This window comes from Pseudomonas sp. GW823-FHT04A03 (genome assembly GCF_058796615.1).
Map to the genome: position 1 here is coordinate 205,203 of NZ_JBXAIV010000009.1, position 16,852 is coordinate 222,054.

Consider the following 16,852-nt stretch of genomic DNA (forward strand, 5'->3'; position numbering starts at 1 on the left):
TGACTTAGAAATCACCCCACAGTTGCTGCGCGACTGCCAGCGCCACAACCGGCGCCGTCTCGGTGCGCAGCACGCGCGGGCCGAGGCGGGCGGCGTGGAAACCGTTGGCCTTGGCTTGCTCGACTTCGGCGTCGGACAGACCGCCTTCCGGGCCGATCAGGAACGCCAGGGTCGATGGTTTGGCGTGGCTGACCAAAGGCTCGGCCACCGGGTGCAGCACCAGTTTCAGTTCGGCTTCGGTCTGCTTCAGCCAGTCGGCCAGCAGCACCGGTGGATGAATCACCGGCACCCGCGAACGACCGCATTGCTCGCAAGCGCTGATCGCCACCTGACGCCAGTGCAGCAGGCGTTTGTCGGCGCGTTCGTCCTTGAGGCGGACTTCGCAGCGTTCGCTGAAGATCGGGGTGATTTTGTTCACGCCCAGCTCGGTGGCTTTCTGGATCGCCCAGTCCATCCGCTCGCCCCGGGAGAGGCCCTGGCCGAGGTGGATTTGCAGGGGGGACTCGACCTGACCTGCGAACTGCTCGTCGATCTGCACCACCACGCGTTTCTTGCCGACTTCCACCAGCGATCCGCGAAATTCATGGCCGGAACCGTCGAACATCTGCACCGCATCGCCCTCGGCCATGCGCAGCACGCGGCTGATGTAATGCGCCTGGGCTTCCGGCAGTTCGTGTTCGCCGGTGCTCAGCGGGGCGTCGATAAAGAAGCGGGACAGTCTCATTTCGGGTCTCTCTGATTAGATCGTTCCCACGCTCCGCGTGGGAATGCAGCTCGGGACGCTCTGCGTCCCAAGAGCGGACGCAGAGCGTCCGGTGAGGCATTCCCACGCAGACGGTTCGACGTCTCGACTTGGGAACGAGCCTTCAACTTAAGTAAGTTAGATCAGCCCGGATCACGGAACCCGGGATGGAAATCCTTCGGCACCGCCACACTGACGCTGTCGCGGGTGGCAATGTCGATACCTTCGCTGGCGACTTCGGCGAGGAAGTCGATCTGCTCCGGGGTGATCACGTACGGCGGCAGGAAATACACCACGCTGCCCAGCGGACGCAGCAACGCGCCACGCTCCAGCGCATGCTGGAACACCTTCAGGCCGCGACGTTCCTGCCACGGATAAGCCTCTTTCGTGGCTTTGTCCTTGACCATCTCGATCGCCAGCACCATGCCGGTCTGCCGCACTTCCGAAACATTCGGATGATCCACCAGATGCGCCGTCGCCGAGGCCATGCGCTGGGCCAGCGCCCGGTTGTTCTCGATCACGTTGTCCTGCTCGAAAATATCCAGGGTCGCCAATGCCGCCGCACACGCCAGCGGGTTGCCGGTGTAGCTGTGCGAATGCAGGAAGGCGCGCAGGGTCGGGTAATCGTCGTAGAACGCGCTGTACACCTCGTCGGTGGTCAGGCACGCCGCCAACGGCAGGTAACCGCCAGTCAGAGCTTTCGACAGGCACAGGAAGTCCGGACGGATGCCGGCCTGTTCGCAGGCGAACATCGTCCCGGTGCGGCCGAAGCCGACGGCGATTTCGTCGTGGATCAGGTGTACGCCGTAACGATCACAGGCCTCACGCAGCAGCTTGAGATAGACCGGGTGATACATGCGCATGCCGCCGGCGCCCTGGATCAGCGGCTCGACGATCACGGCAGCGACACTGTCGTGGTTCTCGGCCAGGGTCTGCTCCATGGCGGCGAACATGTTGCGCGAATGCTCTTCCCAGCTCATGCCCTGCGGCCGCAGGTAGCAATCCGGGCTCGGCACCTTGATGGTGTCCATCAACAGGGCTTTATAGGTTTCGGTGAACAATGGCACATCGCCGACCGCCATCGCCGCCATGGTTTCGCCGTGGTAGCTGTTGGTCAGCGTGACGAAGCGCTTCTTGTTCGGCTGGCCGCGGTTGAGCCAGTAGTGAAAGCTCATTTTCAGCGCGACTTCGATGCAGGACGAACCGTTATCGGCGTAGAACACCCGGTTCAGGCCTTCCGGCGTCATCTTCACCAGACGCTCGGACAGCTCGATCACCGGCTGATGGCTAAAACCGGCCAGAATCACGTGTTCCAGCTGATCGACCTGATCCTTGATGCGCTGGTTGATGCGCGGGTTGGCGTGGCCGAACACGTTGACCCACCAGGAGCTGACCGCATCCAGATAACGCTTGCCTTCGAAGTCTTCCAGCCAGACGCCTTCACCGCGCTTGATCGGGATCAGCGGCAGCTGTTCGTGGTCTTTCATCTGGGTGCAGGGATGCCACAGCACCGCGAGATCGCGTTGCATCCACTGGTTGTTCAGGCCCATGTTCAGTCTCCTCGAGGCGGCTCGCGTCAGGCGCGGGCAAACAATCGCGCAAGCCTATGCAATGCGTTGCGCCGGGACAACCCATTGTGTCGATTGAGCTACTTTGTATGGGCCGATAGACGTCGCTGGCGGCGTTTTGATGGCTGACGTATTCTTCGCGGTTCTTTGGGTCGTCTGACCCGCAAAACTGCATTTTCCTACGTGTTTTTCCGGAGTTCGCTGAATGTCTGTCGGTTGGCTGCGCGCCTGTGCGCTGGTGGTATTGGGGCTCTTTAGCGTTACGGCGCTGGCCAAGGATAAAACCGCAATCGTGATCGGCGGCGGCCTGTCGGGCCTGACGGCGGCTTACGAACTGCAGAACAAGGGCTGGCAGGTCACGCTGCTCGAAGCCAAACCGAGCCTGGGCGGTCGCTCGGGCATGGCCACCAGCGAGTGGATCGGCAACGACAAGACTCAACCGGTGCTGAACAAGTACGTATCGACCTTCAAGCTGAACACCACACCAGCGCCTGAATTCGTGCGGACCCCGGGTTACCTGATCGACGGCGAGTATTTCTCCGCCGCCGACCTGACCACCAAACAGCCTGCCACGGCCGAAGCGCTGAAGCGCTACGAGAAAACCCGTGACGATCTGGCGCGCTCGATCGACGATCCGCAGAACCCGGCGGCGACCAACACCCTGCACGCCCTCGACCAGATCAACGTCTCGAGCTGGCTCGACAAGCAGAACCTGCCGGCCACCGCACGTCAGCTGATCAACCAGGACATCCGCACCCACTACGACGAGCCTTCACGCCTGTCGCTGCTGTACTTCGCACAACAGAGCCGGGTATATCGCGGCGTGTCCGACCGTGACCTGCGCGCTTCGCGTCTGGTCGGTGGCAGCCCGGTGCTGGCTCAGGCCTTCGTTAAACAGCTGAAAACCATCAAGACCGATTCGCCGGTGTCCGCCATCACCCAGGACAAGGACGGCGTGACCGTCAAGGTCGGCAGCGTGGGCTATTCGGCAGATTACGTGGTGCTGGCGGTGCCGTTGCGCGCCCTTAACAAGATCCAGCTGACCCCTGCGTTGGACGCTCAGCACCTGGCCGCGATCAAAGGCACCAACTACGGCTGGCGCGACCAGATCATGCTGAAGTTCAAGACGCCTGTGTGGGAAAGCAAGGCGCGGATGTCCGGCGAGATCTATAGCAACACCGGCCTTGGCATGTTGTGGATCGAGCCAGCCCTGAAGGGCGGCGCGAACGTGGTGATCAACCTGTCCGGCGACAACGCCCGCGTCATGCAGGCCTTCGGCGACAAGCAGATGGTCGATCAGGTGCTGATTCGTCTGCACGCGTTTTATCCACAGGCCCGTGGCTCGTTCACTGGCTATGAAATCCGTCGCTACAGCACCGATCCATCGACCGGCGGTTCTTACCTCGCCTTCGGTCCTGGCCAGATCAGCAAATACTGGCGTCTGTGGGAGCGTCCGCTGCAACGCGTAGCCTTTGCCGGCGAACATACTGACACCTTGTACCCGGGCACCCTGGAAGGCGCACTGCGCACCGGTCAGCGTGCAGCCAGTCAGGTTGAAGACCTGGCGGCGGGCAAATCCTTCGAACCGGCCAAAGTCGGCCCGGCAGCAGCCACCGCCGCAGCGGCAGGTGCAGCGGGTGCAGCCGTGGCGGCGAAGAAAGGCAACTTCTTCACCAACCTGTTCGGCGGTTCGGACGACGACAAGAAGCCAGAGCCAGTGAAAGCACCAGAGCCGGCACCAGCTCCAGCCGCTCCAGCGCCTGCACCGACCCCGGCCCCTGCGCCAGCCCCGGTGGAAGCACCGAAGCCAGCAGCTCCGGTAAAAGCCGAGCCAACCAAGAAAGCGGCAGCCAAACCAGCCGCGAAGAAACCGGCGGCCAAGACCGAAGCGAAAAAACCTGCAGCGAAACCTGCGGCGAAAAAAGCTGAACCGGCGAAGAAGCCAGCGGCCAAACCGGCGGCAACCACCGAGACCAAAGCGCAGTAAGGCTTTGCGGTGAATGAAAAAGCGCGGCTTTCAAGCCGCGCTTTTTTTTGCCCGTGATTCACAACATCCCGCCACACTTTTGTCTTTAATCTTTCCTTAACTCCCCTGTTCAAGACTCTTGATCGTATTTCTCGATATTTCAAAGCGAAATTTTCCGCTTTAATTCGATAGATAACTCGCTAGTCTTGGTTCGCAGTTCTCACAGGATTTGGGCAATGCAGCTACGTAACTCTTCTTCGCGCTACGGTTGGGTCAGCATCTTCATGCACTGGGGCGTGGCGCTGGTGGTCTTCGGGCTGTTCGCGCTGGGTCTGTGGATGGTGGGGCTGGATTACTACAGCACTTGGCGCAAAGACGCGCCGGATCTGCACAAGAGCATCGGTCTGGTGCTGCTGGGTGTGATGCTGTTGCGGGTGTTGTGGCGCTTTGTCAGCCCACCGCCGCCAACGCTGCAAAGCTACAGCCGCATGACCCGCATCGGCGCCAAGTTCGGCCATGGGTTTCTGTACCTTGCGCTGTTCGCCGTGATGATTGCCGGTTACCTGATTTCCACCGCAGACGGTGTCGGGATCCCGGTGTTTGGCCTGTTTGAAGTTCCTGCACTGGTTTCCGGACTACCGGATCAGGCAGATACCGCCGGTGTGATTCATCTCTGGCTGGCATGGGCGCTGGTAATTTTTTCCGGCCTTCATGCGTTGGCAGCATTGAAGCACCACTTTATCGATCGTGATGCGACCCTGACACGAATGCTGGGACGCAAAGCCTGATGTTCAACCTCGACTCCAAAGGAAAACAAAGCATGTTGAAAAAGACTCTGGCCGCTCTGGCAATCGGCTCTGCCGTCCTGTCCGCCAACGTGATGGCCGCTGACTATGTGGTTGACAAAGAAGGCCAGCACGCCTTCGTCGACTTCAAGATCAGCCACCTGGGCTACAGCTTCATCACCGGTACCTTCAAGGACATCGATGGCAAGTTCAGCTTCGACGCTGCCAAGCCTGAAGACAGCAAGATCGAGTTCAACGTGAACACCGCCAGCGTGTTCACCAATCACGCCGAGCGCGACAAGCACATCGCCAGCGCTGACTTCCTCAACGCCAGCAAGTTTGCCAAGGCCACCTTCGTCTCCACCAGCGTCAAGTCCACCGGTGCCAACACCGCTGACGTGACCGGCGACCTGACCATCCTGGGCGTCACCAAGCCAGTGGTCGTGAAGGCGACCTTCCTGGGCGAAGGCAAGGATCCATGGGGCGGCTACCGTGCCGGCTTCGAAGGCACCACCACCATCAAGCGTTCCGATTTCGGCAAGCAGAAAGACCTGGGTCCGAAGTCCGACGCGGTCGAGCTGTACGTTTCGTTTGAAGGTGTGAAAGCGAAGTAATTTTCGCCTGACACACAAAAACGCCCCCGGTCTTGCGACCGGGGGCGTTTTTTATTGCCTGCCGTAATTCTCGTCTCGGCGGCGCGCAAAAAAATGCCCCGGTTTTCAGGCCGGGGCATTTTTCATTGCAGTCGAAAACTCAGCGATTGCGGGTCAGCAAGGCCGGTTTTTCACCGCGTGGGCGGCTTGGCAGTTGATCCAGCTGCTCAGGCGTCGGGAAGCGGTCGGCTTTCGATTCCTTGTGCATGATTTTCGGCCCGCTGCTGCGCGGGTTCTGCACGGCCGGTTCAGCGCGTTGCTGATCGTCACGGGCCGGGCGGCGGTTGCGCGAGTTCTCATCGCGACGACCCTGGCCGTCACGCGGGGCACCGTTGCGTGGGCCGCTGCGCTTGCCTGGCGGAGTGCCGGTGCTCGAACCGTTGCTGTTGCGCGGGCCGTTCTGGCGACCTTGTGGCTGACCGCCGCGTGGTGCGCCCGAACCTGCGCCTTGCGCCGGAGCGCCTGGACGACGGTTGCGACCACCGGCCGGAGCCTGCTTCGGCACGTAATCAACGCGGTTACCGAAGTTATCGATATCGTCGTCGAGGAACTCGTCCGGAGCGCGGTCAGCAGCGGCACGTGGCGGCTGGCTTGGCTGACGCTGTTCGCGGGCCGGGGTGCCTTCACGCGGCTTTTGTTGACGGGCTGGACGCTCGCCACGCTCACCGCGTTCGCCGGCCGGTTTTTCCTTGCCCTTGTCTTTGCCCTTGTCTTTACGACCGCCGCCACCGCCGCCGCCATTCGGACCGTCGTCGCGTGGGCCGCGGGCATTGCGCGGGTTGCGCATGTCCGGACGTTCACGGGCTTCCGGCTTCTCGGCCTCGATGGTGCTGGCATCGAAGCCCATCAGGTCGCCGTCAGCGATTTTCTGCTTGGTCATGCGCTCGATGCTTTTCAGCAGTTTCTCTTCGTCCGGCGCGACCAGCGAGATCGCCTCGCCCGAACGACCGGCACGGCCGGTACGGCCGATACGGTGCACGTAGTCTTCATCGACGTTCGGCAGTTCGAAGTTGACCACGTGTGGCAACTGGTCGATGTCCAGACCGCGCGCCGCGATGTCGGTTGCTACCAGGATGCGCACTTGGTTGGCCTTGAAGTCGGCCAGGGCTTTGGTGCGGGCGTTCTGGCTCTTGTTGCCGTGGATCGCCACAGCCGGCAGGCCGTGTTTGTCCAGGTACTCGGCCAGACGGTTGGCGCCGTGCTTGGTGCGGGTGAACACCAGCACCTGTTCCCACGCGCCAGCAGTGATCAGGTGAGCCAGCAGCGCACGCTTGTGGCTGGCTGGCAGGCGGAAGACGCGTTGTTCGATGCGCTCGACCGTGGTGTTCGGCGGCGTCACTTCGATGCGTTCCGGGTTGTGCAGCAGCTTGCCGGCAAGGTCGGTGATGTCTTTGGAGAAGGTCGCCGAGAACAGCAGGTTCTGACGCTTGGCCGGCAGACGCGCGAGGACTTTCTTCACGTCGTGAACGAAGCCCATGTCGAGCATGCGGTCGGCTTCGTCCAGCACGAGGATTTCAACGTGGGACAGATCGACGCTGCCCTGGCCGCACAGGTCGAGCAGACGACCCGGGCAGGCAACCAGTACGTCAACGCCACGGGACATGGCCTGAACCTGCGGGTTCATGCCGACGCCGCCGAAGATGCAGGCGCTGACGAATTTCAGGTCACGGGCGTAGATCTTGAAGCTGTCGTGAACCTGGGCCGCGAGTTCGCGGGTCGGGGTCAGGACCAGCACGCGCGGCTGGCGCGGGCCGTGACGCTGGGATTTGTCCGGATGGCCGTTGGGGAACAGCCGCTCCAGGATCGGAAGGGCGAAACCGCCGGTTTTACCGGTACCTGTCTGTGCCGCAACCATCAGGTCGCGACCTTGCAACACGGCGGGAATGGCCCGCTGTTGCACCGGAGTAGGCTCGGTATAGCCCGCGTCTTCGATAGCGCGGACCAAAGCCTCGGAGAGACCGAGGGAAGCAAAGGACATGAGTAATCCTGTTTTAGTTAGGGCTTGGCCCAATGGGAGTCTTGCCTGGCGCGAATGGCGTTTAAGAGGACGCAATCCCGTCCGGTCCTGCTGCGGTTCCGAAGGCACGTCCGGAGCGCTCGCGCGGGCTGAAAAGCTGCGCTGTAGCGGGTCGGGAGGCCTGTTACGGTTCCGGGCGTCCGGGCGTGAGCCTGGCGGGAACGCCGGAGTATAACAGAGCAATCACTGCGCGCCGCTTTCCTGCTGCTCAACGGTTTTGCCGCTGGCGGTGGCGCTGCCCAGTGGTGCCGTCAGGGCGGGGGCCGCGCCGTAGCGGGCGCTGAGCTCGGCATAGGCCGGTTCGCGCTTGAAACGCTTGAGCTCGGCACCGAAGCGCTGCACCAGCAAATCCATCCCGGCATTGCGCCGCACGGCCAGAAACTGGCTCTGACGGCTGATGACGGTGGGGTTTTCCGTGATCTTGTCGCGAATACCCAGTTCATCGAGCAAATGCTGACCCACGCGGCGGTCGGTGATCAGCAGGTCGATGCGCCCGCGCACCAGTTTGCCGAAATTGGCTTCGTGGGTCGGGGCCGGCTCGCGGGTGAATAAAGTCGATTCGCGAAAGTCGGGGCTATACAGGTAGCCCGGCGAGGTGCCGACAGTCAGGCCTTTGAGGTCTTCCAGGCTGTGAAAAGGATGCGGTCGCTCGTTGGCGTAAAACAACACGAACTCGACGTCCGACAACGGTTCGCTCGGATAGAGCAGGGTGGCGTCGCGCTCGTCGCTGTGAAAGATATCCAGCGCGCCGTCGGCCTGGCCGGTTTCGAGCATCGACAGGCAGCGTTTCCACGGCAGGAACTGCCATTCGACTTCGATGCCCAGGCGCTTGAACACAATGGCGGTGGTTTCGTAGTCCAGGCCGAGGTTTTTGCCGCCCTGTTCATAGACGTACGGTGCCCACGGCTCGGTGACAATGCGCAGCTTCTCGCCCCGAGCTGCGAAGCTCAGGCAAGTAAACAGCAAAACGCTCAGCAACTGGACAATGACAGGCATGGCCTGAGGTTAGTACGCGAATCGCCCGATGAGAAGCTCTGGCATGCATGTTTAACGCTGCAACCGGGCAGATTCGAGGCGATGCCTCTATTTGCCGGATGAATTGAGCAGGTGCTGGTGGATTGTCGTGTAGCGCGAGCCCAGAACCAGTCTGACCAGTCTTCTGCTGAACCAGTCCTCAAGCATGTGCTGACAAACCTCCTTGCCAATCCTTTCCTGCTGGTTTTTCAGTGCCTTTTCCCACCACACCGGTGCACAGGCTTGATCAAACTCATTGGGGTGCTGATAGCAGCCGTAGAGGATTTCGCGAATGAACTGGCGAAGGTGCGCAGGCAGCATCAGGGTGATGACTTTGTAGAGCATGCGCTGCGTACGTGGCGGACGTGGCAGTCGGGCGGAAACGAGTCGGGTGTCATCCAGTGCAGCCTGGCTGGTCGGGTTGTCGCCATGCTTGGCGACCCAGGCCTGAACCTTGGCCCTGAACAACTGCTTGCGGCTCCAGTAATGGTGAATCAGATCCGGGCACTTCCTGACGTCGAGTGTGCGATAGGCCGCAACCGACAGGCAGAACTCTTCCAGGGTGTATGCACCTTGGGCGCGCGGGAACAACTCGTCGATCAGTGCAATCGAGCGATCAAGCACTTGAGCGTCCTGGCGATGCAGGCCTATGACGCCGGAGTTGAGCAGCATCATTTGATCGTCAGCCAGGCCTCTTTCCAGCAAGGTCGTGGACAGTGCGCTGTAGAGCAGGTTTTCCTTGTTGGTGCCGTATTGCGAGTAGTAGTCGTTGCACAACAACGTGCCGGGCTGTACCCGTTCGAACAGTTTGACGGGCGAGCAATGGAAAAAAGTGTCGGTGTCGATCAGCAATGCAGTCTCGGATTCTTCGAGGACTGCCCGCAGCGCGACGTGTTTGATGCGGAAGTGGTAACCGTGAGGCTCGCTCCAGCGCTGTCGGGTGGCAGCGTCGAGGGGACGTACCCGCACCGGGAGATTTTCGTAAGGCTTTGGGTTGTCGCTGAAAACCTGGATATCAATCGCTGCATCCGACGATTCACGAAGCCAGGCCAAGGCACTGGCGATGCTGAACACGGCTTCCTGGTGATAGGTTTCGGAACCGAAAACCAGGTAGACGAGTTGAGGGCGTGATTTCAAAGAATCGCTGATCATTGACGACAACATTCCATTGGTACTTTTAATTGTAAAAAGGCCCTCGGAAGAGGGCACTTTTTACTGTCTTGAATCGCTCAGCGCGGCAACTTCAGGTTGTTCCAGATTGCCAGGCTCGGTTCGGCCTGGTTCATGGAATAGAAGTGCAGGCCGGGCGCGCCGCCTTGCAGCAGGCGTTCGCACATTTCGGTGACGACCTGTTCGCCAAAGCGCTGAATGCTCTGGGTGTCATCGCCGTAGGCTTCCAGCTGCTTGCGGATCCAGCGCGGAATTTCCGCACCACAGGCATCGGAGAAGCGTGCAAGTTTGCTGTAGTTGGTGATTGGCATGATGCCCGGAACGACCGGAATGTCCACGCCCAGCGCCTGCAACCGGTCGACAAAGTAGAAGTAGCTGTCGGCGTTGAAGAAGTACTGGGTGATCGCGCTGTCGGCGCCGGCACGGGCCTTGCGCACGAAGTTGGCGAGATCGTCTTCGTAGTTGCGCGCTTGCGGATGCATCTCCGGGTAGGCGGCGACTTCGATGTGGAAATGATTGCCGGTTTCTTCACGAATGAATTCAACCAGTTCATTGGCGTGACGCAGCTCGCCGCTGGTCATGCCCATGCCGGACGGCAGGTCACCGCGCAGGGCGACGATGCGCTTGATGCCGGCAGCCTTGTATTCGTTCAGCAGGCCGCGCAGGTCGTCCTTGCTGTCGCCGACGCACGACAGGTGCGGGGCGGCGGGGATTTTGACTTCGCTTTCCAGCTGCAGAACGGTGTTCAGCGTGCGGTCACGGGTCGAACCGCCCGCGCCGTAGGTGCAGGAAAAGAAGTCAGGGTTGTAGGTGGCCAGCTGACGGGCAGTGGCGAGCAGTTTTTCATGCCCAGCATCGGTCTTGGTCGGGAAGAACTCGAAGCTGTAGCGACGTTCTTGGGACATGGAGGAAACCTCCAGCTACAGGCTGCATGCTAAGAGCGACAAGAGCAGCGGAGATGCGCCGGTCTCTTGTGCCTCAAGCGTTTCGCCTGACACTGTTTTGGCAAATTGGGGCAGAGCTGTCGGGCCTTGTGCGGCAAGTTCGGCTTTTGGCCTTGCTTGCCGCGTGAAGCCTGGAACTCGCAGTTGCTCTTAGTAGCGGTAAGCGTGCGGCTTGAACGGGCCTTCGACGGTCACGCCGATGTAGTCAGCCTGTTGCTTGGTCAGTTGAGTGACCACGCCGCCGAAGCCGCGAACCATTTCCAGGGCTACTTCTTCGTCGAGTTTCTTCGGCAGTACTTCAACGGTCAGACGCTCGGCTTTCTGGGCTGGCGACAGGTCGGCGTACTTCTGGCCGAACAGGAAGATCTGCGCCAGGACCTGGTTGGCGAACGAACCGTCCATGATGCGGCTCGGGTGACCGGTGGCGTTGCCCAGGTTCACCAGACGGCCTTCGGCCAGCAGGATCAGGTAGTCGTCGTTCTGAGCGTCGAAAGCACCCGGGCCGGTACGGTGGATCTTGTGTACCTGTGGCTTCACTTCTTCCCATGCCCAGTTCTTGCGCATGAAAGCGGTGTCGATTTCGTTGTCGAAGTGACCGATGTTGCAGACAACGGCGCGCTTCTTCAGGGCTTTGAGCATGTTTGCGTCGCAAACGTTGACGTTACCGGTGGTGGTCACGATCAGGTCGATCTTGCCCAGCAGCGCTTTGTCGATGCTTGCTTCGGTGCCGTCGTTGATGCCGTCGATGAACGGCGAAACCAGCTCGAAACCGTCCATGCAGGCTTGCATGGCGCAGATCGGGTCGACTTCGGAAACCTTGACGATCATGCCTTCCTGACGCAGGGACTGGGCCGAGCCCTTACCCACGTCACCGTAACCGATGACCAGCGCTTGCTTGCCGGACAGCAGGTGGTCGGTGCCGCGCTTGATGGCGTCGTTCAGGCTGTGACGGCAGCCGTACTTGTTGTCGTTCTTGGACTTGGTCACCGAGTCGTTGACATTGATGGCCGGGATTTTCAGCTCGCCTTTGGCCAGCATGTCCAGCAGACGGTGTACGCCGGTGGTGGTTTCTTCGGTCACGCCGTGAACGCGGTCCAGAACCTGTGGGTACTTGTCGTGCAGCAGCTGGGTCAGGTCGCCGCCGTCGTCGAGGATCATGTTGGCGTCCCATGGCTGGCCATCCTTCAGGATGGTCTGCTCCAGGCACCACTCGTACTCTTCTTCAGTCTCGCCTTTCCAGGCGAAAACCGGGATGCCGGCAGCGGCGATGGAAGCAGCGGCCTGATCCTGAGTCGAGAAGATGTTGCAGGACGACCAGCGTACTTCGGCACCCAGGGCAACCAGGGTTTCGATCAGCACGGCGGTCTGAATGGTCATGTGGATGCAGCCGAGGATTTTTGCGCCTTTCAGCGGCTGCTCGGAAGCGTACTTGCGACGCAGACCCATCAGGGCCGGCATTTCCGACTCGGCGATGATGGTTTCGCGACGGCCCCAGGCAGCCAGGGACATGTCGGCAACTTTGTAATCGTTAAAATCTGCAGGCGTGATAACAGCGCTCATGAAGAGCCTCCATTCGTAATGTATGCGAATGGGCGCCGTTGTGCGTTTAGTGTCCGGCCGTGGCCAGTCAACGCCCCATCCGAGCCTGACAGGTTGAACCTGCTGCAGCGCCCCTCGGACAGGTGGCGGGAAAACGGTATCAAGTGAACGTTACCGTTTTGAAACGGGGGCGATTATAGCCGTCTAGACTGATCTTCCAAAGGGTTTCTGTCGGCCAGATGAAGATCGCTAATCGCGACCATAGTAGAAGCCTCATGGAGCATGACCGCTCAGTCTGCCAAGATGGCGCCATCATTCGGCAAGACGCTCAGGAGTGAAGATGAATTTCCACACCCGCAAGTGGGTAAAACCCGAAGACCTCAACCCCAACGGCACCCTGTTCGGTGGCAGCCTGCTGCGCTGGATCGACGAGGAAGCGGCGATCTACGCCATCGTTCAACTGGGCAACCAGCGTGTGGTGACCAAGTACATTTCCGAGATCAACTTCGTCAGCGCCTCGCGTCAGGGCGACATCATCGAACTGGGCATCACCGCTACCGAGTTCGGCCGCACCTCGATCACCCTGACCTGCGAAGTGCGCAACAAGATCACCCGCAAGAGCATCCTGACCGTCGAGAAGATGGTCTTCGTCAACCTCGGCGAAGACGGCTTGCCGGCGCCGCACGGGCGGACCGAGATCAAGTACGTCAAAGACCAGTTCAAGGATGAAACACCCGTAACCGAGTAATCGCACCACCCTGGCGAACGGAAGCCGAGCGGCGCGTGTCGTAGCCTTATGACCCCGCCACCGGTTTCCCGCCATGACCACGCCAACAGACGGCAAGACCCCCGACCTCTCGGCCAAGGAACAACACGAAGTCGAGAAAAACCAGCCGCCCCGGGCGGCGGTCCTGCATGAAATCATCCGCAAACAGGGCGACCAGGAACTGGAGCGCAGCATCGCCGCGCTGTGGTGGTCGGCACTGGCGGCCGGGCTGACCATGGGCCTGTCGCTGATGGGCATGGGCCTGCTCAACTCGCGTCTGCCCGAGGGCGACGAATTCAAGGTGATCGCCAGCTTCGGTTACTGCGCAGGTTTTCTCGCGGTGATCCTCGCCCGCCAGCAACTGTTCACCGAAAACACCCTGACCGCCGTGCTGCCGGTGATGACCAAACCGACTCTGGCCAATTTCGGCCGGTTGATCCGACTCTGGACGGTGGTGCTGTTCGGCAACCTGTGCGGGACGATTCTGGTGGCGTACGTGATGCTCGAACTGCCGATCTTCGACAGCAAGACCGACGAGGCCTTCCTCGAAATCGGCCGCAAGGTCATGGAGAACCACGCGAGTCAGATGTTCGCCAAGGGCATCGTTTCCGGCTGGATGATCGCCACCATGGTCTGGATGATCCCGTCCATGGAGAGCGCGAAGATGTGGATCATCATCCTCATCACCTACTTCATGGCGCTGGGCGATTTCACGCACATCGTGGTGGGGTCGGCGGAGGTGTCGTATCTGGTGTTTGCCGGCGAGCTGCCGTGGAGTGATTTCTGGGCGGTGTTTGCCGGGCCGACCCTGGCGGGGAACATCATCGGCGGCAGTTTCATCTTCGCCCTGATCAGTCATGCGCAGATCCGCAGCGAGAGCGGCGCGCCAAAAGAAACGGACGGGCCGAAAGAGTCTGCGGATCAGGCCGAAAAGCCCGATCCGCAGCAGATCAAAAAATGATCAGTGCTGCACGGGCTCGGCAGCGGTTGCCGGCTCGTCGCGCGTTGCGTGCTTGACCAGTTTGCCGATGGTCAGGCCCTGCAACAGGATCGATGACAGCACCACGATGTAGGTGATGCTCAGCAGCAGATCGCGCTCCGGGCCCAGCGGCAGGGCCAGGGCCAGTGCCACCGAAACACCGCCGCGCAAACCACCCCAGGTCAGTATGCGAATGGTGCCACGCGGCACGGTGCGCCAGCGCCGCAGCAGGACGATGGCCGGGGCCACGGTGAGCAGGCGCGACAGCAGAATCGCCAGTGCCAGCAGACTTGCCGCCGCCACGTGCAACCAGTTGAACGGCAGCAGCAACAGCTCCATCCCGATCAGCGCGAACAGCAAGGCGTTGAGCATGTCGTCGAGCAATTCCCAGAAACCGTCCAGGTATTTGCGCGTCATGTCGTTCATCGCCAGGTTGCGACCGAGGTTACCGATGATCAGGCCGGCGACCACCATCGCAATCGGCGCCGATACGTGCAGTTCGGTGGCCATCGCCGAACCGCCAATCACCAGCGCCAAAGTCAGCATGACTTCGATCTGGTGCTGCTCGATGCTGTTGATCATCAGGTACACCAGATAACCGATCAGCCCGCCGAACAACACGCCGCCGATGGCTTCATGGGCAAACAGCATGGCCGTGGCGCCGATGGTCGGGGTTTCGCCCAGTTGCGCAATGCCCAGCAGCACGGTGAACACCACCACGGCGGTGCCGTCGTTGAACAGCGATTCGCCGACGATGGTGGTCTTCAGCGGCTTCGAGGCATTGGCGGTTCGCAACACGCCGAGTACCGCGATCGGGTCGGTCGGGGAAATCAGCGCGCCGAACAACAGGCAGTAAAGGAAGCTCACGTGCCAGCCGAACAGGGCAAAAATGTAGTAGGCGAGGCTGCCGATCACAGCGGTGGCGATCAGTACGCCGAACGTCGCCAGCAAGCCGATGGGCCAGCGATAGCTGCGCAGGTCGTTCAGGTTCACGTGCAAGGCGCCGGCGAACAGCAGGAACGAGAGCATCCAGTTCATCAGCAGATCACCGAAGTCGATCTGGCCGATCAGTTGCTGCACGCGCTCTTCAAGACCGGGGTAGCCGAGCAGGCTCAGGCCTTGCAGCAACAGGGAAAACATCAGTGCGGTAACCATCACGCCGATGGTCGGGGGCAGGCCGATGAAGCGGAAATTGACGAAGGTGAGGAGGGTGGTGAGGCAGATGAAAGCGGCGACGAGTTCAAGCATCCGGGGTCCTTTGGATGGGGGGTGAAAGACAGCGCGCCCATTCATGGACGCAAGGGTTGGATGGGCTGACGCCGGGTGGGGACACAATTGTGTCCCCCGGGAAAATCAGCCGGACACATTGACCGCAGCGACACCCCGACGTTGCAGGTAGATGAAAAACAGCGCCGTCAGCACGGTAAACACGCCCACCAGCGCGCCGGTCCACGGCAAGTCGGCCAGATCCGCGCCGCTGGCCACCACCAGCCCGCCGATCCACGCGCCGGCCGCATTGCCGAGGTTGAAGGCGCTCTGGTTCAGGGTCGAACCGAGGTTCGGTGCTTCATGCGCCTGATCGATGATCAGCAGTTGCAGGATCGGGCACAGGGCGAAGGCAAAAATCCCCCATAGCACCAGCGTGATCGCCGCCGGAACCACCGAGCGGCTGGTCTGGCTGAACGCCGCCAGAATCACTACCACCGCCAGCGCGACACCCACCAGCGACGGCAACAGACGGCTGTCGGCCAGGCGCCCGCCGAGCATGCTGCCGCCGGTCAGGCCGACGCCGAACAACAACAGCATCACCGTTACGCCGTGAGGGCTGACGCCGGTGATGTCCTGCAGAATCGGCGCGATGTAGGTGAACACGCTGAACAGGCTGGTGGAGGCCAGTACGCTCATGCCCAGCGCCAGCAACACGTTGACCTTGCCCAGCACCTTGAATTCGCTGGCAAGGTTGGCCTTGTCCATCGGGATGTGTTTCGGCAACCACAGCCATTGGGCGAGGGCGGCGATCACACCGATCACCGAGACCGCCCAGAAGGTCGAGCGCCAGCCGGCGTACTGGCCGAGTGCAGTGCCCAGCGGTACGCCGAGAACGTTGGCCAGGGTCAGACCGGTGAACATCATCGCAATCGCCTGTGCCCGTTTGTTCGGCGCGACCAGCCCGGCGGCCACCACCGAACCGATGCCGAAGAACGCGCCGTGGCACAGCGCGGTAACCACCCGCGCCGCCATCAGCGTTGCGTAGTTCGGCGCCAGTGCGCACAGCACGTTGCCGAGGATGAACATCAGCGTCATGCCCAGCAGCGTGGCCTTGCGCGGCATGTTGGCGGTGCCGATCGCCAGGATCGGTGCACCGAACACCACGCCCAAGGCGTAGCCGGTGATCAACAGGCCGGCGTGGGGAATGCTCACCGCGAGATCGCGGGCGACATCGGGCAGCAGGCCCATGATGACGAATTCAGTGGTGCCGATGCCGAAAGCGGCAACAGCAAGTGCAAGCAAGGCGAGTGGCATGCGCAAGGTCTCTGTCGGTAGTCTTGACGCTTTGATCAGGCATACGCAGGCCGGGGACCGGTCTCGGACGAGAGCGGGACAGGCAGGAATTATTGGAATTTATCTGTGCGCAACTGAGTGCGGCGTGGTCGCTTGCAGTATAAACAGCTGCTGACACATCGCGAATCAATAATCTGACTAATTGGC

At 61.1% G+C, this 16,852-nt stretch carries 14 protein-coding genes and 1 riboswitch; of the genes, 5 read left to right on the forward strand and 9 right to left on the reverse strand.

Annotated elements, in window-relative coordinates; genetic code table 11:
* Nucleotides 1–4: 4 nt before the first annotated feature.
* Both AC1Q9F_RS21930 and AC1Q9F_RS21935 read right to left on the reverse strand, forming a co-directional pair.
* Entirely contained in the window at nt 5–724 is a 720-nt protein-coding gene (locus AC1Q9F_RS21930; RefSeq protein WP_492620961.1) for a 16S rRNA (uracil(1498)-N(3))-methyltransferase, read from the reverse strand.
* A gap of 161 nt (nt 725–885) precedes the next feature.
* Nucleotides 886–2,292, reverse strand: coding sequence for an adenosylmethionine--8-amino-7-oxononanoate transaminase (locus AC1Q9F_RS21935; protein WP_007953301.1), 1,407 nt, complete (start codon nt 2,290–2,292; stop codon nt 886–888).
* 223 nt (nt 2,293–2,515) lie between these two features.
* Here AC1Q9F_RS21935 and AC1Q9F_RS21940 point away from each other — a divergent pair, with 223 nt between their 5' ends.
* The 3 genes from AC1Q9F_RS21940 to AC1Q9F_RS21950 all read left to right on the forward strand — a co-directional run bounded on the left by AC1Q9F_RS21940 (nt 2,516) and on the right by AC1Q9F_RS21950 (nt 5,675).
* The gene (locus tag AC1Q9F_RS21940; RefSeq protein WP_492620962.1) at nt 2,516–4,297 is read left to right on the forward strand and encodes a flavin monoamine oxidase family protein; all 1,782 of its coding nucleotides are present in this window, start codon (nt 2,516–2,518) and stop codon (nt 4,295–4,297) included.
* A gap of 215 nt (nt 4,298–4,512) precedes the next feature.
* Nucleotides 4,513–5,064: a cytochrome b gene (locus AC1Q9F_RS21945; RefSeq protein WP_492620963.1), complete on the forward strand. Its 552-nt coding sequence runs from the start codon at nt 4,513–4,515 to the stop codon at nt 5,062–5,064.
* A gap of 32 nt (nt 5,065–5,096) precedes the next feature.
* Complete coding sequence (locus AC1Q9F_RS21950; RefSeq protein WP_045121911.1) at nt 5,097–5,675, forward strand: YceI family protein; 579 nt, start codon at nt 5,097–5,099, stop codon at nt 5,673–5,675.
* Nucleotides 5,676–5,814: 139 nt separating this feature from the next.
* On the opposite strand, the gene rhlE2 is transcribed toward AC1Q9F_RS21950, so the two are convergent.
* The 5 genes from rhlE2 to ahcY form a co-directional block, all read right to left on the reverse strand.
* A complete protein-coding gene (gene rhlE2, locus AC1Q9F_RS21955; protein ID WP_492620964.1) occupies nt 5,815–7,692 on the reverse strand; it encodes an RNA helicase RhlE2 in 1,878 nt (625 codons plus the stop codon).
* Between the two features lie 222 nt (nt 7,693–7,914).
* The gene (locus tag AC1Q9F_RS21960; protein WP_207984205.1) at nt 7,915–8,727 is read right to left on the reverse strand and encodes a substrate-binding periplasmic protein; all 813 of its coding nucleotides are present in this window, start codon (nt 8,725–8,727) and stop codon (nt 7,915–7,917) included.
* Between the two features lie 87 nt (nt 8,728–8,814).
* Nucleotides 8,815–9,897 carry a hypothetical protein gene (locus AC1Q9F_RS21965; protein WP_492620965.1) on the reverse strand — a complete coding sequence of 361 codons (1,083 nt, stop codon included), beginning with the start codon at nt 9,895–9,897 and terminating at the stop codon, nt 8,815–8,817.
* A gap of 77 nt (nt 9,898–9,974) precedes the next feature.
* Nucleotides 9,975–10,820, reverse strand: coding sequence for a methylenetetrahydrofolate reductase [NAD(P)H] (gene metF, locus AC1Q9F_RS21970; protein ID WP_179693414.1), 846 nt, complete (start codon nt 10,818–10,820; stop codon nt 9,975–9,977).
* Between the two features lie 189 nt (nt 10,821–11,009).
* Nucleotides 11,010–12,419: an adenosylhomocysteinase gene (gene ahcY / locus AC1Q9F_RS21975; protein ID WP_007959684.1), complete on the reverse strand. Its 1,410-nt coding sequence runs from the start codon at nt 12,417–12,419 to the stop codon at nt 11,010–11,012.
* A gap of 23 nt (nt 12,420–12,442) precedes the next feature.
* Nucleotides 12,443–12,541: riboswitch (S-adenosyl-L-homocysteine riboswitch) on the reverse strand.
* Between the two features lie 197 nt (nt 12,542–12,738).
* Here ahcY and AC1Q9F_RS21980 point away from each other — a divergent pair.
* Nucleotides 12,739–13,146 (forward strand): acyl-CoA thioesterase, encoded by a 408-nt coding sequence (locus AC1Q9F_RS21980; protein ID WP_007959686.1) that lies wholly within the window; start codon nt 12,739–12,741, stop codon nt 13,144–13,146.
* Nucleotides 13,147–13,219: 73 nt separating this feature from the next.
* The gene (locus AC1Q9F_RS21985) at nt 13,220–14,125 is read left to right on the forward strand and encodes a formate/nitrite transporter family protein (protein WP_207984202.1); all 906 of its coding nucleotides are present in this window, start codon (nt 13,220–13,222) and stop codon (nt 14,123–14,125) included.
* On the opposite strand, the gene AC1Q9F_RS21990 is transcribed toward AC1Q9F_RS21985, so the two are convergent.
* Nucleotides 14,126–15,391: a cation:proton antiporter gene (locus AC1Q9F_RS21990; RefSeq protein ID WP_492620966.1), complete on the reverse strand. Its 1,266-nt coding sequence runs from the start codon at nt 15,389–15,391 to the stop codon at nt 14,126–14,128.
* A 105-nt stretch (nt 15,392–15,496) separates the two neighbouring features.
* Nucleotides 15,497–16,666 carry an MFS transporter gene (locus AC1Q9F_RS21995; protein ID WP_492620967.1) on the reverse strand — a complete coding sequence of 390 codons (1,170 nt, stop codon included), beginning with the start codon at nt 16,664–16,666 and terminating at the stop codon, nt 15,497–15,499.
* Nucleotides 16,667–16,852 lie beyond the last annotated feature (186 nt).

Coding starts and splice junctions, on each gene's coding strand:
- AC1Q9F_RS21980 (WP_007959686.1), top strand. CDS start 12,739: ATGAATTTCCACACCCGCAAGTGGGTAAAACCCGAAGACCTCAACCCC.
- metF (WP_179693414.1), bottom strand. CDS start 10,820: ATGTCCCAAGAACGTCGCTACAGCTTCGAGTTCTTCCCGACCAAGACC.
- AC1Q9F_RS21930 (WP_492620961.1), bottom strand. CDS start 724: ATGAGACTGTCCCGCTTCTTTATCGACGCCCCGCTGAGCACCGGCGAA.
- ahcY (WP_007959684.1), bottom strand. CDS start 12,419: ATGAGCGCTGTTATCACGCCTGCAGATTTTAACGATTACAAAGTTGCC.
- AC1Q9F_RS21985 (WP_207984202.1), top strand. CDS start 13,220: ATGACCACGCCAACAGACGGCAAGACCCCCGACCTCTCGGCCAAGGAA.
- AC1Q9F_RS21960 (WP_207984205.1), bottom strand. CDS start 8,727: ATGCCTGTCATTGTCCAGTTGCTGAGCGTTTTGCTGTTTACTTGCCTG.
- AC1Q9F_RS21945 (WP_492620963.1), top strand. CDS start 4,513: ATGCAGCTACGTAACTCTTCTTCGCGCTACGGTTGGGTCAGCATCTTC.
- AC1Q9F_RS21990 (WP_492620966.1), bottom strand. CDS start 15,391: ATGCTTGAACTCGTCGCCGCTTTCATCTGCCTCACCACCCTCCTCACC.
- AC1Q9F_RS21940 (WP_492620962.1), top strand. CDS start 2,516: ATGTCTGTCGGTTGGCTGCGCGCCTGTGCGCTGGTGGTATTGGGGCTC.
- AC1Q9F_RS21965 (WP_492620965.1), bottom strand. CDS start 9,897: ATGATCAGCGATTCTTTGAAATCACGCCCTCAACTCGTCTACCTGGTT.
- rhlE2 (WP_492620964.1), bottom strand. CDS start 7,692: ATGTCCTTTGCTTCCCTCGGTCTCTCCGAGGCTTTGGTCCGCGCTATC.
- AC1Q9F_RS21950 (WP_045121911.1), top strand. CDS start 5,097: ATGTTGAAAAAGACTCTGGCCGCTCTGGCAATCGGCTCTGCCGTCCTG.
- AC1Q9F_RS21995 (WP_492620967.1), bottom strand. CDS start 16,666: ATGCCACTCGCCTTGCTTGCACTTGCTGTTGCCGCTTTCGGCATCGGC.
- AC1Q9F_RS21935 (WP_007953301.1), bottom strand. CDS start 2,292: ATGGGCCTGAACAACCAGTGGATGCAACGCGATCTCGCGGTGCTGTGG.